A 25,054-nucleotide genomic window follows, 5' to 3' on the forward strand; every position below is an offset into this window, starting at 1 on the left:
CGACACAGTCACCAGCGAAAACGGCGGGACCAGCTCAAATGAGCCAACCCCGCCGTCTCAGTTTCCGTCTCAGTACAAGGCGTTATACGCGTTCAGCTCACCACTCGAAGCGGGGGCGGATCCTCGTCGTCGGGGGTATCTGACGCCTTGGCGGCGTCGAGCAGGCGCTGAAGCTGATTGATTAGTGAAGCGTCGGTGGACGGTGGCGAGCTCTGCGGCCTTGCCGTGTCGCCCCACAGGAAGTCCCCAACTTGTCCGGCGATCTCGGAGACGACCTCGTCAGGCACGTGCACGTAGCGTTTTGCCACTGCTGCGTCTCCCCAGCCCATGATCTCCATGATCGCGGGCAGCGGGACTTTGAGGACTAGCAGCATGGTGGCTGCGGTATGCCGCGCGTCGTGCAGCCGGGCATCGCGCACCTCCGCCTCGGCCAGCAATGCCTTCCACTCGTCGTGGTCGGCGCGAGGATCGAGCGGGCGGCCGGTCGGCTGAGCGAACACCCAGCCGCCCTCCTGCCACTCGGTGCCGGCGAACTCCCGCTCCTCGTCCTGTGCGGCCCTATGCGCGCGCAGCAGCTCCAGGAGCGGTTTGGGGATGCCGACCGTGCGGCGTCCGGCCTTCGATTTCACGTCGACTTCGCGGAGACCTCCGCCGTGACGCTTCGGACACGAACTCGCGTGCCGCGCGCAGTCTTCCGGACACGCCGGCGGACACTTCGCGTGTCTGGTGCACGCGTCGGGGCAGGGCTTGACCTTATGGAGCCGTTCGCCGCATCGGTGAGGATCATCGCATCCGTGCTTCCACTTGTGCCGTTGAAGCTGGCGGGGTGTCCGCAGCAGACCGGCGTCAAGGTCGATCCGTGACCACTTCAGGCCGAGCGCCTCGCCCCGGCGAAGGCCGAGCGCGAGGGCGATCACGAACCGCGCTCCATTACGCCGGCCGCGGGCTGCGGCCAGGACCCGCTTCGCCTCAACCGCGGTCAGCGGGACGATCTCGTCCTCGTCGAGGCGGGGCGACTTCGCCAGCTTCGCCGGATTCGTGTCCAGCCGACCGCGCTCCAGGGCGACATTGAACGCCGTCTTCGCTGTGCGGTGCACCTGGTGCACCGTTCCGGGCTTCGCGCCGCGGTCGGCCAACTTCACGTACAGCTTTTCGAGGTGTTCAGGCTCCAGCTTGCGGAGCCGATGTGCACCGAGCCCGGGAATGAGGTGTTTGTAGACCGCTGTCCGATAGCCAGCCAGCGTGTTCTCGCGAACGGATGGCGCCGCGATCGTCTCGACCCAATGGGTCAGCCACTTTTCGACTGTCCAGGTCTGCGACCCCGCTTTGGGCGCCTTGCCGCTGTCGCGTAGGCGCTCCAGTTCGCGGACCTTGCTGACTACCTCAGCCTCAGTCGCCCGCTCGACGTGTCGCCGGTCCGGCTTTCCGTTATCGAGCACACCCATGGTGACGCGACCATGCCATTTTCCATCCTTTCCCAGGTAGATGCTGCTGGCACCATTGGGTGCACGTGTGCCCTCCAGTCGCTTCTTGCGCGGCATGATCAGTCACCTTCCGGAGCAGAAAGGCTCTCGACGTAGGTGGCCAACTCGGCAGCCGGGATACGTCGGTAACGCCCGACGAGCACGCTTGGTACGACTTCGTTCCTGAGCAGCGCGAACATGGTTGTACGACTGACGGAGAGTCGGTCGGCCGCCTGCTCGACGGTCAGCATTTCCCGAGGCACTTTCGCGTTTTCAGGTGAGCTCACTTTCCTCCCTTTCGTGACCTGTTCACGGTGGCCATGGTCCCTATGAAACCAACCGTACTTCAAATCACCTGGATTTAGCGGAGGAATATTCAGTTCAATTTATCGCTTATTTCGCAGCATTCTCTCCTGTTTCACAATTTGCAGGTGACGCAGGCAGGAAGAGACTTGCCGCGACCGCACGACGATGTTGATGCCATGTTCACAGCCCCTGTTGTCTGCTGGCGTGGAGTTGGAGGGTGCCGTGGAGCAGCGTCGAAAATGTGACCGGGCTTGTCGAGTCGCGGTTCGGTTGAGCCGATGGCGCAGATGCCGCTCTTTATTGATCGAGTTCACGGCGCGGCCGAGGCGAGCTGAGCCGGATCACCCCGCCGTACGGATTCCCGTGCACGGGCGTCTCGCTGTAGAGAGTCTGGTCAGGTTTTCGCGGTGTCGGCTGAGGTGGTGCGTCTTCGGGGGAAAGCGGTTTGCCGAGGACCTCGTGCATCCTGTCGAAGTCCTTGGACTCCGCGGCCAGCACCGCTCTTTCGGTGCCAGGGGCCAGAACACCGTAGGCCTTCAGCAGATTCGAGTGCTTGTCCTTCGCGCTGGACAACACCATGACCCGGTATCCCAGGGCAAGCTGCAGCACGCCGCAGACGACAAGCAAGATGACCAACGCCGACCCCGACAGGTAATCGTCCTCAGTGGCCGCCCACACTCCGGCGAGTAACACACATATCTGGGCAGGAGCCGTCTGAACGCTCCTCCAGAAGTCGAGCTTCCGCCCGAAGTGCTGCTCGGCCCGCCGATGCTCGGCCTTGGCCTGTTCGGGTAGAGGGTACTCATAGCGGTAAGGCGGACCAGCCGGATCCGGGAACTCTTCCACGAGAGGAGACTACGCTCGAAGAAGCACCGTGTGGGGCCTTCCGCGCTGTTCACTGCGGCCGGTAGCACCTTGAGGCTGCGACCTGCGGCGTTCGATGCATAATCGAACACATGCTCGATACTGGAGACACCGCGCCGCCGGGGCCTCGGTACCTGCACATGGTGCGACCGGGCCGTCCCGTGTGGGTGGACTTGAGCAGGGTCTACCAGGTCGGCGAGTGCGAGCCGGTCGTCACGGACGGCCTCGACCTCACGACCACGGTCCCGGGGATTCTCGGCATGTGGCGGGCGACCACGACGGGGCATTGGGTTGGCTGGGTGGTCTTCACGATCGGCGACCTTGACCAGGGCGGTACACGGCACCAGCAGTGGGTCATCGCGGAGGCTCTCCGGCCTCGGGACACCTGACCTTCTTGTCCCGACGGCTGGCTCGCGGGCCGAAGGGCGGCGTGTGGTGCTGATCTCGGGGCGTGGGTCGCTGGGTCGAGGTTGTCGGTAGCCCGACCTACGATCCGGGCATGACTGACGACAACGACTCGACCACCGTGACCTGCTTCAAGTGCGGGAAAAAGCCGTCGGGACCGGGCGGAGTCTTGTGTCCCGATTGCCTGGCCAAAATGAAGAAGGCCGCCGCCGACTACTGGACCGAGCACACCACGCAGGCCGCGACGGTCGTGCCCGCGAAGGGCTAGTCAGCTCGCCGGCGCGCTGTCGACGGAGATCTCGTCGACCACTGTCCACCTGTAGAAACCGGCCTCGACGTCCTGGACCAGGTGGACGACCTGGAACGCGTCCAGCAGCCACGGCACCGGCTCGACCGGTTGCAAAGGCACCTCCGGCGGCCGGTTCGGGTGGTCTTCCCGCACGTAGGCCACGCCCAGATGCGGCGATTCCGGCGCGTGCGCGTCCTTCAGTCCCGCCTTCAATGCCTGGTTCTTGGCGATAGTGCTGGCCACAAGCCGATAGCGAGCCCCTGTCCCGACGTGAGCCGGTTACGCCGGGACGCCCCCACGCCTTCCGAGCGAAGGCGTCTCCTCGTGGAGAAGCGTCCTTGCCCGAACAACGAAAAAGAAAGAAGCGCCGGACCAGGGGTAACGGCCCTGGCCGGCGCACGGTCGAACAGCTTCACCTGCACTACATCAAGCTGCTGATCACGGTCATCCCGCTGGTCAGCCTGATCGTGGAGCATTTCTCCGAGTGATCACGTGTCCGCCGGGCCGAGCTTCGAACTCTGCCCAGCGGACACCGTAACCCGAGTGACGCGCTCAGTGCCGGATCACACGTTCTCCTCGTCGAGGTCGTACTCCTCTTCGTCCTCGTCGTCCTGGTCCTCGTCAGGATCCTCGTCGAGCGGCAGCTCGTCCTCGGGGAAGGTCGCGAAGGGGTCGTCGTCCTTGCCGTACTTGTTGTAGAGCTTGGTCAGCTGCTTCGGGAAGGTCTCGTAGACCTCGGCGTTGCGCATACCGAGCCGCGCCATGACCGGGCGGCCCTGCTCGTCCTTGAGGGCGAACATGTCCCGCAAGAGCGTCGTGGACAGCCCGAGTTCCTCGATCAGCTTCAGCTCCTTCGCGAGGTACGCCTCGTCGGGGCTCCTCGGGGTCTCCTCCTCGCCATCGGCAGTGTCCGAGGACGACTGGATCTTCCCGCCGGTGAAGGCGAGCGCACGGATGCCCATGTTGCCGTCGTGCCAGACGGCGGTGTAGTGCACCACGTCACCATCGGCGTTCTTCTTCAGCCCGCCCTCGACGTCGAACACCCTGGGCCGGTAGGTCTGCTCCCCATCGGCCCAGGCGACCGCGTCGGCGAGCACGTTGACCCCACCGACGGTCTTGGCGAGTCCCTCGATGACCTTCTCGACGCTACCGCGAAGCGAGCTGATGGCCCTGACCGTGGACTCCTGGTCGCCGAGGAGGAGACCGGCGGCGCAGAGGGCCGGGCCACCGCGGGCCATCAGCTCGGCGAGCACCGGACTGTCGAAACGGCCGGCGTTGACCTCGGCGATGCCCTTCCTGCGCAGGACTGCGCTCTTCGCGCCGCTGATGTCCCACTCCGTCTGGATCAGCAGTTCCGGCGTGAAAGCGCGCATCAGCGCACGCTCGGCCGACGGGGCGACCTCGTCGAACTGCCGCACGACGAGAGGCCCGATGAGCTTGGCGCGCTTGACCTTCGTGAGGTACTTACCCACGTCGGTGATCACGAAGTCCCGAACCACCTGCTCGTTGTCGGCGTCGCAGACGGCGTGCACGAGGGTCGCGGCGCGGACGGACGGCTTCCCTTCGATCTCGGGCGTGCGCCCGAGGATCGAGTCGGCCATGTCGGCGTCCAGGCGGTCGTCGTCCCGGAGGTTGAGCACGAACCGTTCACCGATGACGTTGGCCTGCGCGACGTCGGTGAAGGGCCGGGGCTGCACGTGGACGGACTCGACGTAGTCGTTGATGACGGTCGGGAACCCGTGCTTGATCGGCGTGACCATGTCGCCTTCCACGACCGCGACGACCACGAGGGCCGGCATCGTCGCGGCGCGGGCTGCGTGGAGCGTGTTCCGCGCCATCGGGGCGCTGTGGAAGCGCTTCGTGATCCGCTCGTAGGAGTCCCGAAGGTGGTTGAGCGGGGCGAGGCTGCCGAGCAGCGGAGCCTCCGGGGCGGTGTCGGTCAGCTCGTGGCACGCCTCGGCGCGGGTGCTGCCGTCGATCGTGTGAAGGAACCAACGTTCCTCGACGGAGCCGTCGTCGTTGGTCACGTACGCCCGCGCGATGACCACGACGGGCGGGTTCCACACACCGCGGGGGCTGCGTCGGATCTGCGTGATCAGGTCCTGGGACCGGATGGTCGCCGCGCTGAGCTTGACGGCTTCGAGCATGTCGCTCAGCGACGCGGGGTGGTAGTCGATGATCGCGGGCTTGTGGTGCCGACCGATCGGCCAGGGGCGATACGTGCCGCCGTTGTAGGTCTGGATCTCGTAGCGGCTCCGGCCGTTGCCACCGTCACCGGAGATCGTCGGGGTCCACACGGTGGTGCGGTGCGCCAGCAGGAACTTGCCGTCCGGCGTCTGGATCGCCTGGAGATGCCCGAAGGGCTGCTTCACGTCGACCTGGTTGCGGTCCAGGGCCGGATCGACCATCGCCGTCGCCAGGCAGAACGCGGCTTTGTTGGGGAGTCCCCATGCGTTCTCGAACCGGGTGGCGGAGTTCTTGATCGCCCGGCCGTCGGCAAGGTCGGGGAACGGCATGTCCTCGCCGCCGATGTTGTACGTCGTGGTGGGGCTGTCAGCCATGATTACGTCCTCTTTTTTGGATTGGATACGGCACCCAGACAGTGGGCGGATCCGAAGAGGACTCGTCCCAGCGGCCCTTCCAACGCGTGGCGTGGGTCCTATCTGGCGACTGAGCTACCACGAGGTCTGTCCGCGAAGAGGAGAACCAGCCGGGCACGAGGACGGCAATCCGTGGAGCGGAAACTCCGTGAACTCCGAGTCGTACGTCGACCTTCAGGTTCCCGTTCGTCAACAGCCCGAGCAGGTCGGTCGTCGATCAGCTTAGCACCGCCGCTGAGACCCCCATCACAGGGTTTGCCGGGAAGGTCTCGGAGGGCTTCGAGCCGGCGAGCAGCAGGGGCTTCAGAACGGCGGCGGCCAAGGGCGGCGGGACGGCGTTGCCGACCTGGAGTTGCCGGGAGGTCGAGCCGCCGGACCATGGGTAGTCTGCGCGGAAGCCTTGCAGTAGCCCGGCTTCGGCCACCGTCATGTTCCGACGGGTCCCGTCTGGCCATTCCCATTTGTTCCGTCCACATCGGCCGGTCATGGTGAAAGCGGGTCCGGTCATCGGTCGACGGCCGCGGCGTTTCGGGTCGCCGCCGGTGCCGTAGTTCGAGACCAGCACCGCGCCGTCCCAGCCGAGTACGTCGGCCATCGACACCGGCTTCACGCTGTGCGGTCCGGGTGCGAGCGCGCCCTCGTCGAGGCGGGCGGTCAGCACCGCCCGCCGGCGAGTCTGCGCGACCCCGTACTGTTCGGCGGCCACGACTCCGGTCCATGTGCGGTAGCCGAGTTCGCGCAGCAGCGCGGCGGCGTGCTGCCACAGCGGAAGGACCGCGGGAACCTGCTCCAGCGCCACCCACCGCGGACGAAGCCTGGCGACATAGCGGAGCGGTTCGGCGGTCAACGGCGACCGCGGGTCCGCCCACGCCACCTTGTCCGGAACACGGCCCTGCGCGAAGGCCGCCATCCTGTCCGCGACCTCGACCTGATCGATCCGACCACGCCCCGTTCCGGATGCGGACCACGGCGGGCACGGCGGCGACTGGACGACACCGTCGACATCGTCGAACTGGTCGAGATCCACTGCGGCGACATCGGCGATCAGCCGGCGGTGACCTGCTGCCGTGGCGGTTTCGGCGGCGTCGGGATCCAGCTCGATCCCGAGAGAGTCGCCGCGGAAGCCTGCCAGGCGCAGCCCTTCCGACCAGCCTCCAGGGCCGGCGAACCCTTCGACCACCAACCCGCTCGCGGTCGAGGTCATCGGCGCGTCCCCTCATGCTGTCGCTGTGTCGTCGGCCCATCATGGATCATCGGAATCCTGTTTCCAGTCGATGGGTACACCTGGCGTGTCATCCGTCATGCCTCGCCGGCGTCGAGGTAGGCGCCTTGGCCGGTGCGGCTGTAGGCGACGGTCCATCCGGCGAGCCAGTCGTGGACGACGAACCGGTGCTGGCCGAGGTCGTGGGCGATCGCGGCGAACGCGGGCAGGTTCTCCGGGTCGGTGAAGGTCAGCACGCCAGGTTCGCGGTAGGTGCGCGCGCCGCCGTCGGGCAGCGGGCGGGCGGAGATGAGTTCAGCCGGTCCGCCGACCCACACGGGAAGGTGGCGGAAGTGCAGGGTTTCGAACTCGGCCAGGGTGTGGAGCTGGTTGCCTGGGGCGTAGCCCTCACGGAGTCCGATCGCGACCAGGGCCGACGCGCGGGCCAGCTGCCCTCTGCTCTGCCACCGGCCGGTGGCGGCGAGGTTCTTCGCGGCGCGTTCGCATTCGCGTGGTTCAGGGGTTCCGTGGGTGACGCTGGGGTCGCGGACCAGCACGATCTGCCACGCGGCGGTGCCGGTGGTGCGCACGTAGGCGGTCATCGGCACGCCGGTGCGACAGGTCAACGCCGTGATCTCGTCCGCGATGACGGCGACCGGCACGGACGGTGAGGTGGAGTCAAGCTGGTGAGCCCAGACTCCGGGGGCGTAGGCGGCCTCGCGGTAGGCGGACGTACTCATCGGAGATCCTTCCGGCTCGTGCCCGGCAGCTGACGCTGCTGGTCGGTGCGTTCGGCATCGGCCCGGACGGCGGGGGTGGCCGGCGGGGTGGCGACGGTCAGGTACACGCGGCCCAACGTGGTGGCCCCGCGGTTGGCGTAGAACCGGCTGGCCTCTTGGATCTCCAGCACGGTGGCGATGCGTTCGACTGCGGCGGCGATCTCGGTTTCGGTGCCCTCGACGCGAATCCTCATCGGATGATCTCTCTTTCGTGGCCGGGGTAAACGGGGTCTCAGGACTCGACGGGCGCGGCGGTGTCCAAGTGGGTTTCGAGGTCGGCCAGGCTGAGGGTGCATTTGCGCTGGAAGTAGGGCTGTCCCACATCAGGCGGGAGCAGCTCGTGGAGCCGGTCGTCTTCGACTGTGAAGACCGTGACGCGGTGACCAGCCATCGTGCCGGTGATCTTGACCCCGACGTCCCCGTGCGGGTGGGCTCCCAGGGTGACCGTGCTGTCTCCGCCGAGGGTGTGCGCCCACGCGATTGCCGCTGTGACCCCTTCGGTACCGGAAATCTGAAGCGTCGAATTCGAGACGCTGGCCAGCTCGGCAAGGTCGGGGTGGGCGTTGATGTGCACGGACAGGGCTGCGAAGAGTGCTGCCTGGTTCAGGGTTTCGGTCATGGCGTTCAGTCCTTTGTGGTCGGCGCTCGGCGGGATGGTGGGGTTCGTCAGATGTGCCATTGGTGGCCGCAGTCGAGGCAGGTGGCGATTCCGGCGAGGACGTAGAAGCTCCAATGTGTGCAGCCCATGTGGACTTCGAGCGCGGCGCGGTACTCGGTCACGGCGTCGGTGATCAGGTCGTCGATGCGGGCGGTTTCGATCTCGGTGAGGACGGCGGTTCCCGGTCCGCTGCACGGGACGTGGCGGGCGTCGCGGACGCCGCCGCAGGAGGTGGCTCCGTCGGAGACGCTGATCTCGGCTCCGCAGTGTGTGCAGGTGCCTTCCCAGAAGTAGGCGTGCCCTCGGCGGCGGGCGTTCGGCCCGAGCCGCCACGTCATCGCGTGCCCACGGCCGGACAGGACCTGGTCCCAGTCGTCGCGGGCTGCTTTCACCGCAACGGTTTCGGCCACGCTGGCGCTCATGACGCGGCCTGGTTCGGCTCGCAGGCGAACAGTTCTTCCTGGCCTTCGACCTGGCCCCAGCTGGCGAGTTTGGTGTCGGCGCCGGCGGTCCCGGCCGGGCGCTTCCCGCGCCCCTTCGCGGCTCCGACCTGGCTTTTGAGTTCGTGGAGTTTCTCCACGGTCATCCCGAGCGCTTCGGCGTCGAGTTCGTCTTTGGTCTTCTTCTTCCCCTGTGCTGCCACGACCTTCTCCTGTCTGTGGTGGGGGGATGCGGGGCCGGGGTGGCCCCGCATCCGGGCGGGGCTCAGAGGCAGTCGGAGTCCTCGTCGGTGTCGGTGCGGGTGACGGTGCGGCTGGCGGTGATCTCGTCGTCGGAGGCATCGAGCACGGCGCGGTAGGCGGCCTCGCGTTCGCCGGGCTCCATGACCTCGTCCTCGATCCAGCTGTCGATTTCGGCGTGGTCGAAGGCGCGGACTTCGGCGAGGATTTCGCGGTCGGTCAGTTCCTGTTCGGGGTCCTCTTCGCGCGCGTGGGCGAGAACCATGTCGATCGCGGTAGTGAGATCCATTGCGGGTTTCCCTTCTGGCGGACGGGTGCTGAAACCTGTGTTGTGCTTGCTGGTCCGGTCTTTCTTCGCTGCCCGTAGGGCGGGGCGTCGGCTCTGCCGCTGCCCCTTTTCGGCGCACCGCGCGGCCCCAGAGGCTCGCGGTCAAGGGGTCAGGCCGAAAAGTTTTTGAGCGCACGCTTTTCGCGCTCGAAAAGTTTTTGGAATGCGCCCCTTTACCGTGAGGTTGGGGCCGTGCTAAGCCGGGCTGCGAAGCTCAAAAACACAGGCCGCGCTTGCGCGGACCTTGTTCCGCCGCAGAGGGCGGTTATCGGTGGCGGTGACCGTGCGTCGGCGGATTGCCCCGGTCGGTGGACGGTTTCTGTCGGGGGCGCGTGTCACCATGGATTCCATGGAGCTGACCGGACGCGACTTCGACCGGATCCCCCGCGGCAACGTGCGGGTGCCGGTGGTGGAGTTCGCGCGCCTGTGGCTCACCGCCGAACGCGCGCTCGACGCCGAGCCGACCAACTGGGCGTACTTCGGTGTCGCGCAAACCTGCCGTTGGCTCGCCTGCGCCACCGTGCGCCGTGTCAACCAGAAACCCCGGCTCGCCGACGCGCCAGTCACCCGGCGTTTCGGGCTGGCACACGAGGAAACCATCGAAGCCGAGACCCAGGCTGCCGAGCGGCTGCTGTGGCGCCGGCCAGTCCCTCAGCATCTCGAAAGCCGCCCTGGCTGGCTCCCGGCGGTCGTGGCCACCCTGGAGTGGGCGTGGCGCCGTAGCGGTGTTCCGCCGCTCGACGTCCCCGCCCACTCTCAGGGCTGACCTGCTCATCCCACGTACACCGCGCCGTCGGCGTCGGCCAGCTCGGCCGCGTCGGCGGCGTCGCTGGTGTTGCGGCGGTACAGCTCCGCCGCCTGGGCTTCCTCTTCGGCGTGCCGTTCCTCGGCGGCTTGGCGGGCGGCGATCTCCTTCAGCGCGCGCTGTGCCTGCTCGACGGCTCCGGCGGTCTCCTCGGCAGAGGGCACCCGGACCTCGTCGGACTCGGCGACCGGGTCTTCGACCGCGGCGACCTCGCGGACGTCGGCCACCTCGATCTCTGCGACCACGTCCTCGACGTCATCGGGAGTGGTGACGGTGTCGACGTCGGTGGCGCGCTGCTGGGCGACGTCGGTGAGGTCGTGGTCGGCGGTGACCTCGCGGTGGACGTCCTCGGCGGCCATGTGCTCGTGGTGGACGTCGAGCCACTCGTCGGCCGTGACCAGGGGCGCGGGGGTGGTGTCGAGGTTGCGGGCGGAGATTTCCGCGCTGGCGCGGTCGGCCGCGGCGCGGGTTTCGGCGGTGTGGGCGTACCACAGCGCCCGCGCCTCGTCGGCGCCTTCCAGCTCGGCCGCGCGGGCGGCGAGGGTGTCGGCGAGCGCGTCGGCCTCGGCCGCTTCCTGGAGCATCCGTTCCCGCTCTTCTTCGTCGGCCGCAGCGTCGGCTTCGGCGCGGCGCATGGCCGCGTCCCGGCGGCGGGCGTCGAGGGCCTGGTGGGTTCCGGCGAGTTCCTGGCCGACGAACTCCGGCCCCCACGCCTTCTCCCGCTCCCACGCCCGCATCCGGACCAGCAGCTGCCCGTCGGACATCTCCAGCTCGTCCCGCCCGGACTCCGGACGCCCGAGGACGCGCCAGGCCGAGCGCCACGACGCGTACGCCTCGATCTGCCCGGACTTCGGCGCGGCTCCGACGGCGGTTGACGGGTCGTCGTGACCGGTCAGCTCGCGGTGTGCCGCGACCATGCCGACCTTCTCGACCCACGCGTCCCGCTCATCCGCAGTCTCAGGCACGGGTCCGAACGCCTCGATCGCCCACTGCTCGGGCTTCTTCGCCTGCTCGTCACCCAGCAGCCGACGCCGCTGGTCGGCGGTGTCGGCCAGCGTGCGCAGATAGGTTGCCCATTGGGGGTCGTCGACCTTGGGCAGCCAGTCGGCGTAGGAGTCGCCGACGGGGTCGAGGGTGACGGTGTCGGTGATCCGGTGGTGGATCACGTTCGTCAGCTGCCGTGATCCGGACAGGGTCCGGGTGGTGACGGCGTGGTCGAGGACTTCGCGCGGGTCGTGCCCGGCGAGTTCGGCGCGGCGCAGCAGCCGCGCGAGCGTGGGTCCGCCGTCCTCGGCGGCGATCCGCGCCCGCTGGTTCTCCGTCAGCTTCCCTTCCTCGACGAGCTCGTCGAGCCACCGCTGGGTGCGACCGGCGGTGGCGAGCTCGGTGGCGTCGGCGAGGAGTTCGGCAGGGGTGCGGATGGCGTCGTTGTCCGCCGCCGCTTCGGTGGCCTCGGCGAGTGCGGAGCGTTGCGGGCCGGTGCCGTCGAACGCGGCGGCCAGCACCGCGGCCGGGGACCGTTTCACCGCCTGCAACGCCGCACCTTCGGTCGCGTCGGCCGGGACGGCCAGCGTCGTCACGTGCGCGGTGTTGCCCTCACGACCTCGGGTGAGCCCGACATAGAGGGCTTCCTGCCCGGTCGCTTCGGTGACGACTGCGTGGGAGGTGTCGACCGTCAGACCCTGGGCACTGTGGACGGTCGAGGCGTAGCCGAGCGCCACATGCTCGGACACGTAGGCGCCGGGCAGCGTGATCCGCTCCCCCAGCACTTCGCCGACGCCGTCCTCGCGTCCGAGGACGCGGGCGACGATCAGTCCGCCGTCCTCGCGGGTGTCGAGGACGCGGTACTGCTTGCGGTTGATCGGCGCCTCCGGGTTGCCGTCGAACCCGGTGAGGTGCCAGCCGTTGCGGCGGGCCTGGACCAGGTCCCCGACGCCGGCGTAGGTGCCCTGCATCCCCAGCGGCACACCGGCTTCCTGGACTTTGCCAAGCCGGACGAGTTCGTTGCGGAGCTCGGCCGACAGGTGCGCGGCCTGCTCGTTGGTGTCCACGATCAGGATCGAGTGCTTCCCCGCCAGGGTGTCGGCGAGCCACGCCTTTCCGGCGGTGGCCTCGGCTTGCTCGCGGGTTCCGCCGTCGAGGATCCGGCCGTGCTTGTGGTAGTCGCTCAGCACGGTCTCGTCGCCGTCGCGCAGCCGCAGCGACGCCGACCGTTCCCACTCGGCCTGGAACCGGCGGACCTCGGTCAGCTCGTACGCGGCTCCGGCGGTGGCCATCAGGTCCATGCCGCCTCCGGCGCCAACGGCGGCGAGCTGCCGGTGGTCACCGGTCAGCAGCAGCTTCGCCCCCGCCTGCTCGACGTGGCGGTGGATGCGGGCGAGGTCGGCGGTGTTGGCCATCGCGGACTCGTCGACCACGACCATGTCGCCGGGGTTGAGCTTCCATTCGACGTGTTCGGGGTGGGTCGAGCCCTCGGCGAGCTTCTCCTGCACGCCCAGCCACTGCGCGATGTTGCGCGCGGTGAGTCCTTCGCCGGCGAGGACGTCGGTGGCGACCTGGCTGGACGCCAACCCGACCACGCGGCGAGTCTGCCCGCCCCACAAAGCGTTGTCCTGCCACGCTTTCGCCAGCGCGCCGACCACAAAGGACTTCCCGGTCCCGGCCGGGCCGACCAGCGACTCGACCGCAGCGCCGGAGGTCAGCACGCCGCGCACCGCGGCGGCCTGGTCCGCCCCGAGCACCATTCCGTGATCCGCAAGCGCGGACATGAAGGCGTCCACGTCGGACACGTCCAGCGCCGGGGCGCCGCCGCGCGCGGTGGCGGCGGCGAGCGCGCGTTCGGTGTGCACGTGCTCCGGGGTCGCGTAGAGACGGCGGCCCGGGGCCTCGTAGGCGGATTCGCCGTTCGCGAGCTTCAGCGCGTCCGGCAGGACGGCGACGCCGGGGCGGTCGGTGGCGAGCGGGGTCGCGAGCTTCACGCCCTCAGCGGTGAGGGTGTCCAGCAGCCGCGCGATCTGGGCGCCGTCGAGGTCGCCCAGGTGATCCGGCAGCGCGTCGGAGATCGCGCGGGTCAGGTCCGGGGCGGTCCATCCGGACTTGGTGGACTGCACGTCCGCCAGCGCGGTCTTGAGCACGTCGTCCGGTGACCACTGGGCGGCTTCACGTGGGCCGTGGTCGAGGGTGAGGACGTCGCGGGCGACGCCGGCGAGACCGTCGGCGACCTCGGCGCGCAGCTCGCGGTCCCAACGTTCCAGGCGTTCCTCGGTGGTCTCGCCGTCGTGCGACTTCGCCTTCCGGGTGGCGAACGTGGCCTGCCTCTGCAAGCGGTCCAGCTCCAGCGAGTTCGGCTCCCGCCCGAACCGCGCCTCGAACGCCTCGACCAGGCTGGCGGTCTTCTTCGTGATCGCGCGGCGGCGCGAGCTGAACAGGTCCATCACCTGCTGATCGATCCCGACGACCTCGCGGGACTTCCCGTCCGGGCGGGCGGCGAACCGGACCCCGAGCGCCTTCGCGAGGTGTTCCTCGGTGGTGCGCTCCCCCACCGCCGCCGCGGCGCCCCGGTGCGCGTACAGCGCGCGGCCGTCCAGCGTGCGCCACTGCCCATCGGCGCCTTCGACGCGGTTGAGGATCGCGTTGTGGATGTGCAGCTGCGGATCGTGGTTACGCGAGTCGTGCTGAAAGAAGCTGGCGACCACGAAGTCGTGAGCGTCGATGAACCGGCCCGCGGCCCCGCCGTGGTGCCCGACCCGCGAGTACCCGGCGTGCTCGGACAGGTAGTCCAGCGCCGCGCGGTTCCCCGCCCAGATCGCGTCCTCCACCGCGTCGCGGTGCGCCCGCCACGACTCCGCCGCCGTGCGGGCGTCGTCGCGCTGGCGGCCGATCTCGGCGAGTTCGGCCGGGGACGCGCCCGCCGCCATGGCGGCGGCGAGCGCGTCGTCCAGTCGTCCAGCCGTCCGTTCAGCCCGGACCTGCTGTGCCTCGAACGCGGTGTGCAGCACTGTCACCGACTTCTGGACGCTGAACGTGGCGTCCAAAAAGGCCACGTTCTTCCGCGCGGCCTTGTTCGCCTCCAGCCGCAATTCCTCGCGGCGTTCACCCGTCGCGCCCGGTTCCTTGTCCAACGCGGCCGCGTACAACTCGTCCGCCGTTGGATAGTTCCGGCCGGTGTGGCCGAGAGTGGACGCCTCCGCCCACCGGGCTGGATCCTTGAACGCCTCGTCGCGCGGGTCGACGAACTGCTCGTAGACCGCCTGCATGTCCTGCTCGTCGACCAGCCCCGTCAGGCCGAGCTTCTCCGCCCCGCCGCCGTACCAGCGCCCCGGCGGCTCGCCCTCCGCCACGGCGTCGGTGTAGTAGTTCTCGCGGCCTTTCGCAACCTCCTCGGTGAGGTAGGAGACCGAGTATCCGTTCGACAACGTCAGCATCCCGGCCACCTTTCAAGATCAACACACGGGCTTTGAAGATCAACAACGGTGGTGGTGTTCCCGGGCGCCCGCCAGGGCGCACCGGGCCGACAGATCGTGATGCATAGGTGTGCATCTGATTTCTTGGTTGGTGAGTACTTGCTGGGTGAGTGGCTGATGGGTGTCTTGGACTGAGTTGATGGCTTACTGAGGTGCTGTGTGCTGCTGGGTGAGTGGCTGATCATGAGTTGGCCTTGGTGGCGCTGAGATTCGTGATGACGTGAAGGTGGTGGGGCTGTTCCCGGAGTTCCTTCAGGACGGTTCCGGCGGTACCTCGGGACACCTCGGCCGTTTCGGAGAGCTGATCAACGGTCGGGAGGTGGCCGTGGAGCGCCTGGTACTTGCGGGCCTCGTGCAAGGCGCGGTCCCGCTTCGGCGACGACGGCGTCACGGCTGGACGCTCCGGCTTCGGCTCCTCCGCGCCGCGCGCGACGGACGCCTCCGGCTGAACGGAAGACTCTTCCGGGACTGGACGTTCAAACCGCTCCGGCGACGCAGGCGCGTCCAACGGCTTCGGCTGGACAAGCCCGGATTGGACAGACGGCGACTGGACGTCGGAGCGCTCCGGACGGGCGGACTGGACGGGCCGCCCCTGGACGGCCGTCGGCTGCGAGTCGCCGGGGAAGATCGCGGCGACTGCCTCCGGGCCCGGAACGGTTCTCGCGTCCGATGCGCTGGACGCCTTCCGGATGGCGCGAAGCTCGCTGAGCATGAACAGCAGGTGCGCCACGATCGCCGCCGCGATCGCCGGCCACGCCCCCACCCAGAACCGCAGCAACTCCGGCGGCGGATTCCCCGCCGCTCCCGGCTCACCGTTCGGCCCCGGCGGGACGGGCGCGGTGAAGCCTCCGACGAAGTAGATCGCCTGCGCCAACCCGGACAGCCCGGCCGCGAGGATCACCACTGCCCACGCGTACCGGCGGCCCGCCCCGGACAACCGCGAGGTCGCCACGTACGCCACGATCGCCAGACCGTCGGTGATCACCGGGTACGTCCACGCGATACTCGCCAGCACACCCGACGCCACCACGACCTCGAACAGGCCGTGCGCGGTCGCGACCGCGGCACAGATCGCCACCACCAAACCAGGCAGCCAGAACCCCGCCGTCGCCCACTTGCCTCCCGACCCGCTCACTGGCCCCACCCCTCGGTCTTCTCGACCGCCTGCTCGGCGGCGGCGTCCTCGGCGTTCCAGCGGGCACACCGCTCGGCGCGCTCGCTGTCCTCGTCACTGGTCTCGTGGTGCGGCACGAAGTTTGCGACCGCCTCGACGGCTCGCTCGCATTCCGCGATCCGGTCCGCCAACGGCGGCTCGGCGTTCTCGGCGGTGTCGGCATCGCTTGCCGCGTTCTCGCGCCTGGCTCGTTCCTTCTCAATCAGGGCGTAGCCGCGTTCCTCGGCGAGCACGTCGTCAATGTCGTCCAGCACCTGCTCGGTGGCGTCGCGCTCGTCGGCCTCAAGCTCGTCTTCGCGTTCCTCGATCCAGTCCTGCAACCGGTCGCCCGCGTCCCGTTCATACATCGGGACGTCGGGAGATTCGGCGGCCTGGGCCGGGAAGTTGCGGTCAATCCAGCTGCCCGGTTCCGGGGCGCGATCGGCCTCGGGGCTCCACTCCTCGATCATGAGCCGGTCGTACTGCTCGGCCGTGACTCCCACCCGCGCGAGGTCGTCGTCCGTGATCGACCCGTCCGGCAGGCTCCGCACCACATCCCGTGCGCGCTCCATCTCCTCCCGGTCTTCGGCGCGCGCGTCGGCCTCGTCCTGCTCGTGGTAAGTCAGGTTGCGGGCGATCCAGCTACCCGCCTCCGGGGCGCGTTCGGGCAGAGGAGAGGTCGGGTCCATGTACGCGATCCCGGCGTCGTCGACGTCGCGCTCGCCTACGGCGGGGTCGAGGCGACTCTCGTCGGGCTGGGCAGTCGACACCGTCGAGGCGGGATCGATGCCGCGTTCCCCGCACACGTCCAGCCATGCCCGGTCCGCGGCCTCGTTCATCTCGACGCCGTCGGCGATGAGCGCTTCCCGGCGCTGCGCGACCTCGGCCCAGAAGCCCGTGTCGGCGTCCGTCGACTCGACGTCCTCGTCGGCGGTGCCAGCGGCGCCGGTGGTGTCGCGTTCGGCGTACGCCTCTTCGGAGAAAATGTCGTCGTAGTCCTCGCGCGAACCGGCGTCCTGGGCCGAGTTCGTCAGCTCGTTGTCGTCCACAGTGGACTCTTCTTCGGTGTCGTGGACCGCCGCGTGCTCGGTGGCGTCAGCGGGCTGGGTGAGCGCGGCGCGGACCTGCTCGGCCTGTTCGGCGCTGATACGTGAGGTGAATGCGGTGGCCGCGTCGCTCACCGCCGTGAAGCGGGCCGTCTCGTGGTCCTGGCCGGTGTCGAGCTGGCGGCGGTAGCCGGTGATCGCTGCGGCGGCGAGTCCGGTCTCGTCGAGGCTGGCCTCGACCGCGCGGGCCGCGGCAGTGTCGTCGTCCCAGCCCTCGGAGCGCAGCTGCGCGAAGCGGCCCACCGCGTCCTCGGCGACGAAGTAGTTCCGCATCGCTTCCCCGGCGGGCATCAGCTCGTCCGGGTCGATCACCACCACGTCCGGATCGTCGACGCCGGCGGCGTCGGTGTCGGTGTCGGTGTCGGTGTCGTCCACCGTGGGCTCGCGTCCGAACTCGAAAGGGGTCAGCTCGTCGGCGGCGACCAGGGCGGCAAGCTCGGCGGCGGTGGTCGGTTCCAACCCGTCCCGGCGGTATTCCAGGTAGTGACCGAGCGCGGTGTCGGCGACCGGGACGTCCTCGACGGGGAAGGTGCCCAGCACCTCGTCGGAGGCGTCGTCCTCGCTGCGCCCGTCCCGGCGGGCCTTCTCGAACAACGCCGCCGCGTCCCGCCCGACCCGGTCGTTGTGGTCGAACGCCAGCTGCTCGACCTCGGCGGCGACAGGGTCGGGCACGTCCGGCTCGAACAGCTCCACTTCGGCCTCGTCCTCGGCGGCGCCGTCGGCGGGGATGGGGTCCTGGGCGGCGGTGTCGGCGGCGATCGCCCGCGCCTCGTCGGGCTCGTAGCCGATGGCGAGAAGCTGCTCGTAGTCGCTGACGGCCTTCGCGCCGATCGGCGAGACCCGCTCCAGCCGCTGCGCGATCTCTTGCGGCGGAACGCCTTCCTGCTGCCAAGTCAGGTACGAGAGCATCGTCGCGTCGGCGATCTCCCGCTGCCGCAACTGCTCCGTGGTCTCGCCAGGGCCGTCGAGCACGTCATACGTCGCGGCCACACGAGCTTGCTCGACCTGCTGCTCGATCTCCACCTCTTCCCACGGCTCGTTGCCGACGGCCAGCTCGGCGGCCCGGGCGGCGTAGCCGTCGGCGAGAGCGGTGGCCTCGGCGGCTTCGCGTTCCAACCGTGCCCGCACCACCGGGTCGGTGGCCCCGGCGGCGGCGGTGGAGCGCAGGAACGCGATATCGCGGTGCCGTTCCGCCGCCAGCCGGGTCGCGGCCTGGGTCAGTTGATCCATCCACTCGGTCATCGCCGAGCACCCCCGGCGCGGCGGCGCGCGGCCTCGGCCGCACGAGTGTCGGCGATGACGTCGGCGTCCGGTTCCGGCGCGGTCTCGGTGCGGGCCGTGCCCCACCATGCGGCGATCGGCGCGAGCGCCGTGCCGGACGGGACACGCGGCCCGGGCAGGAACAGGGTGCCGCCGTCCTGGTGGTTCTCCAGCGAACAGTTCGCCGTCGCCGCCTTGACCCGCTTCACCACACCGGGCCGGTACCGGTCGTGCCAGTCTGCGGCGCGGGCCACGGTGGCGTCCCGGTCGACGTAGGCGGCCAGCCACGACCGCATCAGGCTGACGAGTTCCTCGACCACGTCGGGGTGCCACCACCAGCACTCCGGGAGCTCGGCGCCGTGGTAGCGCAGATACACCCGCGTCAGCCACAACGACAACTCCGTCAGGACCGTCTGCGCCTCGTCGGCGCCGTCGGCGTCCTCGCCGTCGGCCAGATCGAGCCACGACAACGGCCGGGTCTTCGTCCCCGGTTCCTCGTCGTTGAGCTGCTTTACCAGGCCCTTGACGACCTTCGCCAGCTTCGTCACCTGCTCCGGCAACGGCTCCACCAGCTCGTGCAAGGTCTGCACCTGCTCCGGCAGCGGCGTCACCGCCTCCAGCGTCATGCGCAGGCCCTCAACCTCACGAGCCAGACCAGCCACGGCGGCCGTGGTCGCGAACTCGGGCTCCTTCTTCTCGTTCGTGCTCATCGGGGGACCTCCACGAGGTCGAACCGGGCATGGAGTTCGGTCCAGGCGGCGTGGTGGCGGCCGTCGGCGGTGTGCCACAGCCCGTCGTCGCCGGGGAACCACAGGTGCATCAGGTCGTCGCGGACCACCGGGTGATCGGCCGGGGCGGGCTTGTCGGCGACGCCGGCGGCGAGCCACACGCGCGGCGCGGTGGGGGCGCTCATCAGAACGTCACCTCCGGGAACACCTTGGCGGCGGCCGACCAGTCGATTTCCTCGGTACCGGCCGGAACCATGCGGTAGGTCAGGGAGAGGAAGGTCGCGAGGTCGTCGCGGCGGAAGATCGCCGTTCCCTCACCGTCCGGTGTGGACAGGGCGAGCACGAGCAGGTCACCGCGGGCGGTGAGTCGCGCGTCACCGAGCCCTGCGGTACCGGTGTTGAGGGCGAGGTCCAGCAGTTCCCGTCCGAGGACCCACCGGGCCTCCGGTTCGGTCGGGAACGTCAGCGTCACCGCGAACGGCTCGTCGGCGCGGTACCCGACGGCCACGCGCAGCCGGGTCGAGTCGACCAGGGCGGGCATGTGCACCTTCATCGCGCACCCCCACCCGGGACCGGTGCGAGGCGACGGCCGGTCTCGGAGACCACCCAGGCCACGAAGTCCTCGCGCACGCCGGGGGCGACGTGGGCGTCGAGGAACCGGGTGATCTGCCCCGCCGTCTGGCCGTGCACGGTGCGCCACACGGTGATCTCCACCAGCACCGCCACCAAGCGGGTCTGCTCTCCGGAGTGCTCGACGAACTCGCGGGTCAGCTGGCCGATGACGGTCGTGATCCGGAACGTGTCGACCGGCATGAAGGGCTGGTTCGGGTTCATCGCGTCCGGCCCTCCCCGCGCTCATCGGCGCCCGGGAACTCGCTCGTCCCGGCGATGTGGGCGTCGAGTTCGGCGTCCAGCGCCGCGAGCGGATCGACGGTGCGGTCGCCGGCGGCGGGTTCGTTGTCCAGGCGCACGGCCTCGACCCGAACGGCCCCGGCCTCGTGTGCGGCCTGCGGCGGCACGACCGCCTCGACGCGGGCAGCACGGCGCTCGGCGGCCCAGTCCTGGGCACGGGCGACCCACGGCTCGACGCGGTCGGCGAGCATGTCGACGAACGCCCCGGCCTTGGTCAGCCACAACTCGCGCCGGTCGGCCCAGCGGATCATCAGCTCGGCGTGGCGCCAGCGCCGCTCGATCGCCTTGACGTCGCGGCGCTTCCACGCCATCTGGAGTGTCCCGATCGCGGCGGGCATACCCCGCCGGATAATCACCGCGTGCAGCTCCGGAAGCTGGGAGATCTGCCCCGGCGACAGCACCGGCACCCGCTGCGGCGTCCGCCCGGTCACTCGGCCGTCGTTGTCCTCGGTGGCGACCATCTCCTGCCGGTCGCAGGTCAGCAGCGAATACGCCTGGAGGTCGTCCGGGTCCTTCTGGTTGGCCAGCACCAGCAGCGTCGAGGAGTTCGTCAGGATCGCCGAGCACCCGGTGTCGCCCCACCGCTTCCGCAGCTGCGCGCGGGACTGGGCGCCGATGTGGATGGTGATATTGCGGCCACCCATGTCCGAAGTCCAGTTGTCCAAAGGAACCGGGCAGATCAGCGCCGCCTCGTCCAGCACCATCGTCAACGCTGGGTCCAACCTGCCGCCCGGGGATTCGGAGGCAATGCGGCGGGCCTCGCGGGCGATGTGCGCGGTCAGCGCCGCCACCAGCGGCGCCGTGTGGCCCTCCTCGGCGCCGAGCATGTAGACGGTGCCGCGCTGGTCGAGCAGCTCGGCGACGTCGAACGCGCCACCGGTGGCCGCGGCCCGCGCGGTCGGGTCGGTCAGCCACCCGAGAGCGGGCATGATCGTGGTCGTGATCGACGACCTCGTGCGGTCGTTCGTGGTCAGGAACTGCCGGGCGGTGGTCTCGAACGCCGGTTCCGGCGAACGGCGCAACAAGCGCAGCACCTCATCGGCCGAACCGTCCGGGTCCGCGACCCACGACTGCACATCGACCATGTCCAGCTCGCCCAGGGCGGCGGCGTGCATCAGGGCCGCCAGCGCGCGGCGGGCCTGCGACACCCAGTGCTCCCGCTCGTCACTACCCCCGTCGGGCAGCAAATCGCTCGCGCGGTGAGTCGCGGTCACCGGGTTCGCGCACCCGGACAGTGGGTCGAACGTGATCGTCGAGTCCAGCTTCCCCAACCCCGACGGGTTGAACACGAACACCGGGCCGTGCTGCTGCTCGCGCAGCTGCGCGGTCAGCTCGATCAAGTCCGTCCGCGTGGAGGTGGCGATCACCGCGCCGGGGGCGTCGAGGATCCGGCACGCCAGCTCCCCCGTCTTCCCCGACCGCGGCCCACCCAGCCGCAACGTCACGTCCTCCACCGGCGACCAGATCCGCTGGAACCCCACCCGCGCCACCGCCGTGGCGTACTCGGTCACCGGCACCTGGCGGCGGGTCCACCACATCGCCCGCTTCAAACCCGGCTTCAGCACCTTCGCCTTCCGCCGCATCGCCGACTTCGACGCCACCCGCCAGATCTGCCACCGCGACGCCACACCACCATTCCGGCGCGAACGACGCGACCACTTCCCGATCAACCCCGCCGAACCGTTCCGGCCCCGCAGACCCAGGAACGCCGCGACCGCCAGCACCGGCCCGCCCAGCAGCAGACCCCACGGCCACACGTCGTAGCCCGGCGTCACCTCGGGAACCCAGCCCGCGAACCACAGCGACAAACCGGTCAGCCCGGCCGCGACCGTCACCAGCCGTGCCGGGTTCCCGCGCACCAGCTCCGCCAGACCGAACACGCCGGCCGCGACACCCGCGACGACGAACCACGGCCACACCACAGCGGCCTTCACATGCCAATCACTCAACAAATTGCCCAGCGCGATCAACACGACCGCCGTCAGAAGAGCCCCGAACGTGCGCATCAGGCCGCACCCCCAGCCGCGAACTCGAACCCATTCGCGTCGTCGTCCTGGTGAACAACGCGCGTCGCAGCGGCCGACTCGCAGGCAGCGAGGTACTCCTCGATCGCTTCGCCTGAAATCCTGATCGCACCTTTGCCGGTGCCCATCCGCTTAGCGCGTAGCGCGCCGGACTCAACTGCCCTGTAGATCGTTGCTGCCGAGACGTCACACGCCTGCGCGACTGCTTGGACCCGATACATCCGAGTACGCTCCACCTGCATCGTTTCTCCCAACGTTTCGATGCGCGCCCCGGCCGGTGCTCCAACACCGGTCGGGGTTTCCTTCTGTTGCACGGAAATCGCGGCGAGTACCGCGAAACTTGAGAACATAGCCAGCTTAGCCGTCTTAGCTGGCACAGGCAAGGCTGATGTACCAGCAAAGACGGCTATGCTGGCTTTATCCGTAGACTCGGGGCCATGGACGGCTATGACCTCAGCGACCCCCGCCCGGCTTACCTCCGGATCGCAACCCTGGTCCGCGACCAGATCCAACTGGGCGATCTGAAGCCCGGCGATCAGCTGCCGAGCATGCGCGCCCTCGCAGAGCAATACGAGGTCGGCATCGAGACGATTAAGCGGTCCCTGGAGTTGTTGCGAGTGGGCGGCTTCATCGTCTCGCGCCAAGGAAAAGGGTCGTTCGTCAGCGAACGCGCAGACGACGCTCCCGCGAGTCTTCCGCTTTCGGAGGGAATCGCCGACCAGGTCGAAGCACTCCGCGCTGAGCTTGCGGGAGTTAAGGAACGCCTCGCGCGGCTCGAAGCTCGGGTCGACTAGTCGTGAACTCATCTCGCTGGCACCGCATGAGTCACCCGCGTCGCCCCAAGCATCGAGCGTCGCACTACGGACGGTGGCCACTGGGGCCACCTGACGTCGCTGGTTTCTCATAAGAGCAGCCTGGGGCCGGTTTGCCGATCCACCCGGGAATAACTTTCCCGGTACGTTTCTTGCGAGCAGGGAGGGTGGTGTTCATGAGAGGAATGAGCGAAAACCTGACCGTTGGCGAGCGTGTCGCGTGGTATCGCCGCCGCCGCGGCATGTCCCAAGAGGCGTTGGCAGGCCTCGTTGGCCGTACGGGCGAGTGGCTGCGAAAGGCGGAGAATAACCGAGCTGAACTCGATCGACTGTCTGTCATTCGCCGGTTGGCCGATGCCCTCGACGTCGCATTGGGCGATCTGATCGGCGAACCCACGCTGCTGGACTGGACACCGGACAGCGGAACATCGACAGTTCCCGCGCTCCGGGCGGCTTTGATGGACTACCGCCAGCTGACCCCGATTCTCAACGCGCCCGCCTCAGACGCGGAACCTCCGAACCTGAACGAGCTTGCCAGTGAGCTTCGGACAGTCTTTGACGCATACCAAAACTCACGTTTCGGTTTCGCCGCCGGTCGTTCGCCACTGCTGCTCGCCGACGCACTACTAGCCGCCCGCCAGCATGAAGGCGACGACAGAATCCGTGCGCATGAGCTACTTGCCTTGAGCTACCAGGCGTCGGCGTCGGTACTCACCAAGCTGGGTGAAGCTGACCTCGCGTGGATGGCCGCCGAGCGCGGTCTCGCGGCAGCGCAAGAAACAGGCAACCACGCGATCACCGGCTCCCTGTTTCGTTCCGTTGCGTTCGCGCTGCTTTCGACAGGTCGCCACGAGCCAGCGACAAGCCTCACTGAGGCCGGTGCCGCCTATCTCCAGCCTCACCTTGGCGAAGGCGGCGGCGACCTGCTGTCGGCCTACGGCATGTTGTTTCTTGCTGGTTCGATGGCAGCGTCGCGATCGGACGATCGCTCGACGACCCGTTCCTACCTCGCCGAAGCAGAGGATGCCGCCCGCCGGCTGGGTATCGACGGCAACCATCTATGGACGGCATTCGGGCCGACAAACGTGGCGATCCACCGGGTCAACACCGCAATGGAGCTGGGTGATGTGCAAATCGCCCTCGACCTCGGCCCGAGTCTTGACACGAGCACCCTTCCCCTTGAACGACGGGTCCGCCACCTCCTTGACGTCGCGCGGGCCTACAACACATCCGGGCGGAGGGAGGCTGCGGTCGCAACAGTGCTGGATGCCGAGCGAATGGCGCCCGACCAGGTACGTCACCACTACCTGAGCAGGCAGCTGGTCCTGAACTGGATCCGCAACACGCACGGTAAGCCTGCATTCGAACTGGACCAGCTCGCGCGGAGGATGCACGTCGTAGGGTAGGAGCTGTGACCGATCCATCTGAGAAGTTCGCAACGCCCCGGGTCGCCGCCGGGGCGTTGTTCGTTGACGCCGACCGCGTCCTACTTGTTCGCAAGACCTACGGGAACCGCTGGGATATCCCCGGCGGCTACGTGGACCGTGGCGAGTCACCAGCCGCAGCGTGTCGACGGGAGCTGCGCGAGGAACTCGGCATTGACCGTGCGCCGTCGTCTCTCCTGGCGCAGGACTGGGCGCCGAACGACAGGGAGGGCGACAAGCTTCTGTACATTTTCGACTGCGGTGAACTCGGCGATGACGAGCAGCGGATCGTACTTGACGACGAAGAGCTTGACCACTGGGAGTGGGTTCCTGTACGCCACCTTCAGGACTACGTCATTCCACGCCTTTTGCGCCGACTCACTCGTGCACACGAGGCGCACGAACGCCAGACCACGGTGTACCTCGAACACGGCGAACCAGTGCTCGACATACCCCGCTGACGAGGCTCATGATCATTGCAAGATCTGGTCCCTCTGCCTGGCCAGCATCAGTGCCGACGCCCTAACCCAGGCAAACCGCCGCTGACCGTGTGCACGCTCGTTGAGGACGAGGGCGGCCGCCGTACTCCGGGTGCGCGTTCGGTGTTCGGGGCCTTCTCTCGAATGAGAGTTGGCGAGTTGCCGCCTTCCGACTCCAGCACAGCTTGCGCCGAGGCTGGGCACGTATCAGTTCCCCCATCGAGCTGATGCGAGTACAAGAGGCCAGTACGGGTGTTGGCCCGAGTCTTGGTGCCGCATTCGGGGCAATGAAATGCAACTGAATCAAGGTTTTTC

28 protein-coding genes are annotated in these 25,054 nt (G+C 68.6%); 7 read left to right on the plus strand and 21 right to left on the minus strand.

Going from position 1 to position 25,054, the window contains the following annotated elements; all coding sequences use genetic code 11:
- Positions 1–92: 92 nt before the first annotated feature.
- The 3 genes from NQK81_RS12820 to NQK81_RS12830 all read right to left on the minus strand — a co-directional run bounded on the left by NQK81_RS12820 (position 93) and on the right by NQK81_RS12830 (position 2,615).
- The gene (locus NQK81_RS12820; protein ID WP_257488347.1) at positions 93–1,541 is read right to left on the minus strand and encodes a tyrosine-type recombinase/integrase; all 1,449 of its coding nucleotides are present in this window, start codon (positions 1,539–1,541) and stop codon (positions 93–95) included.
- A gap of 2 nt (positions 1,542–1,543) precedes the next feature.
- Positions 1,544–1,750, minus strand: a complete 207-nt coding sequence (locus NQK81_RS12825; RefSeq protein ID WP_257488348.1) for an excisionase family DNA-binding protein — start codon at positions 1,748–1,750, stop codon at positions 1,544–1,546.
- Between the two features lie 316 nt (positions 1,751–2,066).
- Positions 2,067–2,615, minus strand: coding sequence for a hypothetical protein (locus NQK81_RS12830; protein ID WP_257488349.1), 549 nt, complete (start codon positions 2,613–2,615; stop codon positions 2,067–2,069).
- Positions 2,616–2,725: 110 nt separating this feature from the next.
- Here NQK81_RS12830 and NQK81_RS12835 point away from each other — a divergent pair, with 110 nt between their 5' ends.
- Positions 2,726–3,022: a hypothetical protein gene (locus tag NQK81_RS12835; RefSeq protein WP_257488350.1), complete on the plus strand. Its 297-nt coding sequence runs from the start codon at positions 2,726–2,728 to the stop codon at positions 3,020–3,022.
- A 110-nt stretch (positions 3,023–3,132) separates the two neighbouring features.
- Positions 3,133–3,306 carry an eL34 family ribosomal protein gene (locus tag NQK81_RS12840; protein ID WP_257488351.1) on the plus strand — a complete coding sequence of 58 codons (174 nt, stop codon included), beginning with the start codon at positions 3,133–3,135 and terminating at the stop codon, positions 3,304–3,306.
- On the opposite strand, the gene NQK81_RS12845 is transcribed toward NQK81_RS12840, so the two are convergent.
- A complete protein-coding gene (locus NQK81_RS12845; protein ID WP_257488352.1) occupies positions 3,307–3,570 on the minus strand; it encodes a hypothetical protein in 264 nt (87 codons plus the stop codon).
- Positions 3,571–3,665: 95 nt separating this feature from the next.
- On the opposite strand from NQK81_RS12845, the gene NQK81_RS12850 reads away from it, so the two are divergent.
- The gene (locus NQK81_RS12850) at positions 3,666–3,815 is read left to right on the plus strand and encodes a hypothetical protein (protein WP_257488353.1); all 150 of its coding nucleotides are present in this window, start codon (positions 3,666–3,668) and stop codon (positions 3,813–3,815) included.
- A 75-nt stretch (positions 3,816–3,890) separates the two neighbouring features.
- On the opposite strand, the gene NQK81_RS12855 is transcribed toward NQK81_RS12850, so the two are convergent.
- The 8 genes from NQK81_RS12855 to NQK81_RS12890 all read right to left on the minus strand — a co-directional run bounded on the left by NQK81_RS12855 (position 3,891) and on the right by NQK81_RS12890 (position 9,534).
- A complete protein-coding gene (locus tag NQK81_RS12855; protein ID WP_257488354.1) occupies positions 3,891–5,888 on the minus strand; it encodes a hypothetical protein in 1,998 nt (665 codons plus the stop codon).
- A gap of 256 nt (positions 5,889–6,144) precedes the next feature.
- Positions 6,145–7,131 (minus strand): DNA cytosine methyltransferase, encoded by a 987-nt coding sequence (locus NQK81_RS12860; RefSeq protein WP_257488355.1) that lies wholly within the window; start codon positions 7,129–7,131, stop codon positions 6,145–6,147.
- Positions 7,132–7,226: 95 nt separating this feature from the next.
- The gene (locus NQK81_RS12865; RefSeq protein ID WP_257488356.1) at positions 7,227–7,868 is read right to left on the minus strand and encodes a hypothetical protein; all 642 of its coding nucleotides are present in this window, start codon (positions 7,866–7,868) and stop codon (positions 7,227–7,229) included.
- Entirely contained in the window at positions 7,865–8,101 is a 237-nt protein-coding gene (locus NQK81_RS12870; RefSeq protein WP_257488357.1) for a hypothetical protein, read from the minus strand. The genes NQK81_RS12865 and NQK81_RS12870 overlap by 4 nt, the downstream gene beginning before the upstream one ends.
- A gap of 38 nt (positions 8,102–8,139) precedes the next feature.
- The gene (locus tag NQK81_RS12875; RefSeq protein ID WP_257488358.1) at positions 8,140–8,526 is read right to left on the minus strand and encodes a hypothetical protein; all 387 of its coding nucleotides are present in this window, start codon (positions 8,524–8,526) and stop codon (positions 8,140–8,142) included.
- A gap of 47 nt (positions 8,527–8,573) precedes the next feature.
- Positions 8,574–8,975, minus strand: coding sequence for a hypothetical protein (locus NQK81_RS12880; protein WP_257488359.1), 402 nt, complete (start codon positions 8,973–8,975; stop codon positions 8,574–8,576).
- 8 nt (positions 8,976–8,983) lie between these two features.
- Complete coding sequence (locus NQK81_RS12885; protein WP_257488360.1) at positions 8,984–9,208, minus strand: hypothetical protein; 225 nt, start codon at positions 9,206–9,208, stop codon at positions 8,984–8,986.
- Between the two features lie 62 nt (positions 9,209–9,270).
- Positions 9,271–9,534: a hypothetical protein gene (locus NQK81_RS12890; RefSeq protein WP_257488361.1), complete on the minus strand. Its 264-nt coding sequence runs from the start codon at positions 9,532–9,534 to the stop codon at positions 9,271–9,273.
- 388 nt (positions 9,535–9,922) lie between these two features.
- On the opposite strand from NQK81_RS12890, the gene NQK81_RS12895 reads away from it, so the two are divergent.
- Positions 9,923–10,339 (plus strand): hypothetical protein, encoded by a 417-nt coding sequence (locus NQK81_RS12895; protein WP_257488362.1) that lies wholly within the window; start codon positions 9,923–9,925, stop codon positions 10,337–10,339.
- Between the two features lie 5 nt (positions 10,340–10,344).
- Here NQK81_RS12895 and mobF read toward each other — a convergent pair whose 3' ends face one another.
- The 9 genes from mobF to NQK81_RS12940 form a co-directional block, all read right to left on the minus strand.
- Positions 10,345–14,802, minus strand: a complete 4,458-nt coding sequence (gene mobF, locus NQK81_RS12900) for a MobF family relaxase (protein WP_257488363.1) — start codon at positions 14,800–14,802, stop codon at positions 10,345–10,347.
- Positions 14,803–15,022: 220 nt separating this feature from the next.
- A complete protein-coding gene (locus NQK81_RS12905; RefSeq protein WP_257488364.1) occupies positions 15,023–15,976 on the minus strand; it encodes a hypothetical protein in 954 nt (317 codons plus the stop codon).
- Complete coding sequence (locus tag NQK81_RS12910) at positions 15,973–18,342, minus strand: hypothetical protein (RefSeq protein ID WP_257488365.1); 2,370 nt, start codon at positions 18,340–18,342, stop codon at positions 15,973–15,975. Before NQK81_RS12910 ends, NQK81_RS12905 begins: the two co-directional genes overlap by 4 nt.
- Entirely contained in the window at positions 18,339–19,070 is a 732-nt protein-coding gene (locus tag NQK81_RS12915) for a DUF4913 domain-containing protein (RefSeq protein ID WP_257488366.1), read from the minus strand. The genes NQK81_RS12910 and NQK81_RS12915 overlap by 4 nt, the downstream gene beginning before the upstream one ends.
- A complete protein-coding gene (locus NQK81_RS12920; RefSeq protein ID WP_257488367.1) occupies positions 19,067–19,273 on the minus strand; it encodes a hypothetical protein in 207 nt (68 codons plus the stop codon). Before NQK81_RS12920 ends, NQK81_RS12915 begins: the two co-directional genes overlap by 4 nt.
- Positions 19,273–19,641, minus strand: a complete 369-nt coding sequence (locus tag NQK81_RS12925; protein ID WP_257488368.1) for an SsgA family sporulation/cell division regulator — start codon at positions 19,639–19,641, stop codon at positions 19,273–19,275. The genes NQK81_RS12920 and NQK81_RS12925 overlap by 1 nt, the downstream gene beginning before the upstream one ends.
- Positions 19,638–19,922, minus strand: a complete 285-nt coding sequence (locus NQK81_RS12930) for a hypothetical protein (RefSeq protein WP_257488369.1) — start codon at positions 19,920–19,922, stop codon at positions 19,638–19,640. Before NQK81_RS12930 ends, NQK81_RS12925 begins: the two co-directional genes overlap by 4 nt.
- Positions 19,919–22,006, minus strand: a complete 2,088-nt coding sequence (locus tag NQK81_RS12935) for a type IV secretory system conjugative DNA transfer family protein (RefSeq protein ID WP_257488370.1) — start codon at positions 22,004–22,006, stop codon at positions 19,919–19,921. Before NQK81_RS12935 ends, NQK81_RS12930 begins: the two co-directional genes overlap by 4 nt.
- The gene (locus NQK81_RS12940) at positions 22,006–22,374 is read right to left on the minus strand and encodes a helix-turn-helix domain-containing protein (RefSeq protein ID WP_257488371.1); all 369 of its coding nucleotides are present in this window, start codon (positions 22,372–22,374) and stop codon (positions 22,006–22,008) included. Before NQK81_RS12940 ends, NQK81_RS12935 begins: the two co-directional genes overlap by 1 nt.
- 87 nt (positions 22,375–22,461) lie before the next feature.
- Between NQK81_RS12940 and NQK81_RS12945 the strand changes: the two genes are divergently transcribed.
- The 3 genes from NQK81_RS12945 (at position 22,462) to NQK81_RS12955 (ending at position 24,721) form a co-directional block, all read left to right on the plus strand.
- Positions 22,462–22,818, plus strand: a complete 357-nt coding sequence (locus NQK81_RS12945; protein WP_257488372.1) for a GntR family transcriptional regulator — start codon at positions 22,462–22,464, stop codon at positions 22,816–22,818.
- 203 nt (positions 22,819–23,021) lie between these two features.
- The gene (locus tag NQK81_RS12950; RefSeq protein WP_257488373.1) at positions 23,022–24,242 is read left to right on the plus strand and encodes a helix-turn-helix domain-containing protein; all 1,221 of its coding nucleotides are present in this window, start codon (positions 23,022–23,024) and stop codon (positions 24,240–24,242) included.
- A 5-nt stretch (positions 24,243–24,247) separates the two neighbouring features.
- Positions 24,248–24,721, plus strand: coding sequence for an NUDIX domain-containing protein (locus NQK81_RS12955; protein ID WP_257488374.1), 474 nt, complete (start codon positions 24,248–24,250; stop codon positions 24,719–24,721).
- Positions 24,722–25,054: the final 333 nt, after the last annotated feature.

Origin of the sequence: Amycolatopsis roodepoortensis (assembly GCF_024628825.1) — a bacterium.
Lineage (GTDB): Bacteria > Actinomycetota > Actinomycetes > Mycobacteriales > Pseudonocardiaceae > Amycolatopsis > Amycolatopsis roodepoortensis.

Bases quoted from the DNA above. Each gene is read 5' to 3' on its own strand.
- NQK81_RS12820 (WP_257488347.1), bottom strand. From the start codon at position 1,541: ATGCCGCGCAAGAAGCGACTGGAGGGCACACGTGCACCCAATGGTGCC.
- NQK81_RS12835 (WP_257488350.1), top strand. From the start codon at position 2,726: ATGCTCGATACTGGAGACACCGCGCCGCCGGGGCCTCGGTACCTGCAC.
- NQK81_RS12840 (WP_257488351.1), top strand. From the start codon at position 3,133: ATGACTGACGACAACGACTCGACCACCGTGACCTGCTTCAAGTGCGGG.
- NQK81_RS12855 (WP_257488354.1), bottom strand. From the start codon at position 5,888: ATGGCTGACAGCCCCACCACGACGTACAACATCGGCGGCGAGGACATG.
- NQK81_RS12860 (WP_257488355.1), bottom strand. From the start codon at position 7,131: ATGACCTCGACCGCGAGCGGGTTGGTGGTCGAAGGGTTCGCCGGCCCT.
- NQK81_RS12865 (WP_257488356.1), bottom strand. From the start codon at position 7,868: ATGAGTACGTCCGCCTACCGCGAGGCCGCCTACGCCCCCGGAGTCTGG.
- NQK81_RS12870 (WP_257488357.1), bottom strand. From the start codon at position 8,101: ATGAGGATTCGCGTCGAGGGCACCGAAACCGAGATCGCCGCCGCAGTC.
- NQK81_RS12875 (WP_257488358.1), bottom strand. From the start codon at position 8,526: ATGACCGAAACCCTGAACCAGGCAGCACTCTTCGCAGCCCTGTCCGTG.
- NQK81_RS12890 (WP_257488361.1), bottom strand. From the start codon at position 9,534: ATGGATCTCACTACCGCGATCGACATGGTTCTCGCCCACGCGCGCGAA.
- NQK81_RS12895 (WP_257488362.1), top strand. From the start codon at position 9,923: ATGGAGCTGACCGGACGCGACTTCGACCGGATCCCCCGCGGCAACGTG.
- mobF (WP_257488363.1), bottom strand. From the start codon at position 14,802: ATGCTGACGTTGTCGAACGGATACTCGGTCTCCTACCTCACCGAGGAG.
- NQK81_RS12910 (WP_257488365.1), bottom strand. From the start codon at position 18,342: ATGACCGAGTGGATGGATCAACTGACCCAGGCCGCGACCCGGCTGGCG.
- NQK81_RS12915 (WP_257488366.1), bottom strand. From the start codon at position 19,070: ATGAGCACGAACGAGAAGAAGGAGCCCGAGTTCGCGACCACGGCCGCC.
- NQK81_RS12920 (WP_257488367.1), bottom strand. From the start codon at position 19,273: ATGAGCGCCCCCACCGCGCCGCGCGTGTGGCTCGCCGCCGGCGTCGCC.
- NQK81_RS12925 (WP_257488368.1), bottom strand. From the start codon at position 19,641: ATGAAGGTGCACATGCCCGCCCTGGTCGACTCGACCCGGCTGCGCGTG.
- NQK81_RS12930 (WP_257488369.1), bottom strand. From the start codon at position 19,922: ATGAACCCGAACCAGCCCTTCATGCCGGTCGACACGTTCCGGATCACG.
- NQK81_RS12935 (WP_257488370.1), bottom strand. From the start codon at position 22,006: ATGCGCACGTTCGGGGCTCTTCTGACGGCGGTCGTGTTGATCGCGCTG.
- NQK81_RS12940 (WP_257488371.1), bottom strand. From the start codon at position 22,374: ATGTTCTCAAGTTTCGCGGTACTCGCCGCGATTTCCGTGCAACAGAAG.
- NQK81_RS12945 (WP_257488372.1), top strand. From the start codon at position 22,462: ATGGACGGCTATGACCTCAGCGACCCCCGCCCGGCTTACCTCCGGATC.
- NQK81_RS12950 (WP_257488373.1), top strand. From the start codon at position 23,022: ATGAGCGAAAACCTGACCGTTGGCGAGCGTGTCGCGTGGTATCGCCGC.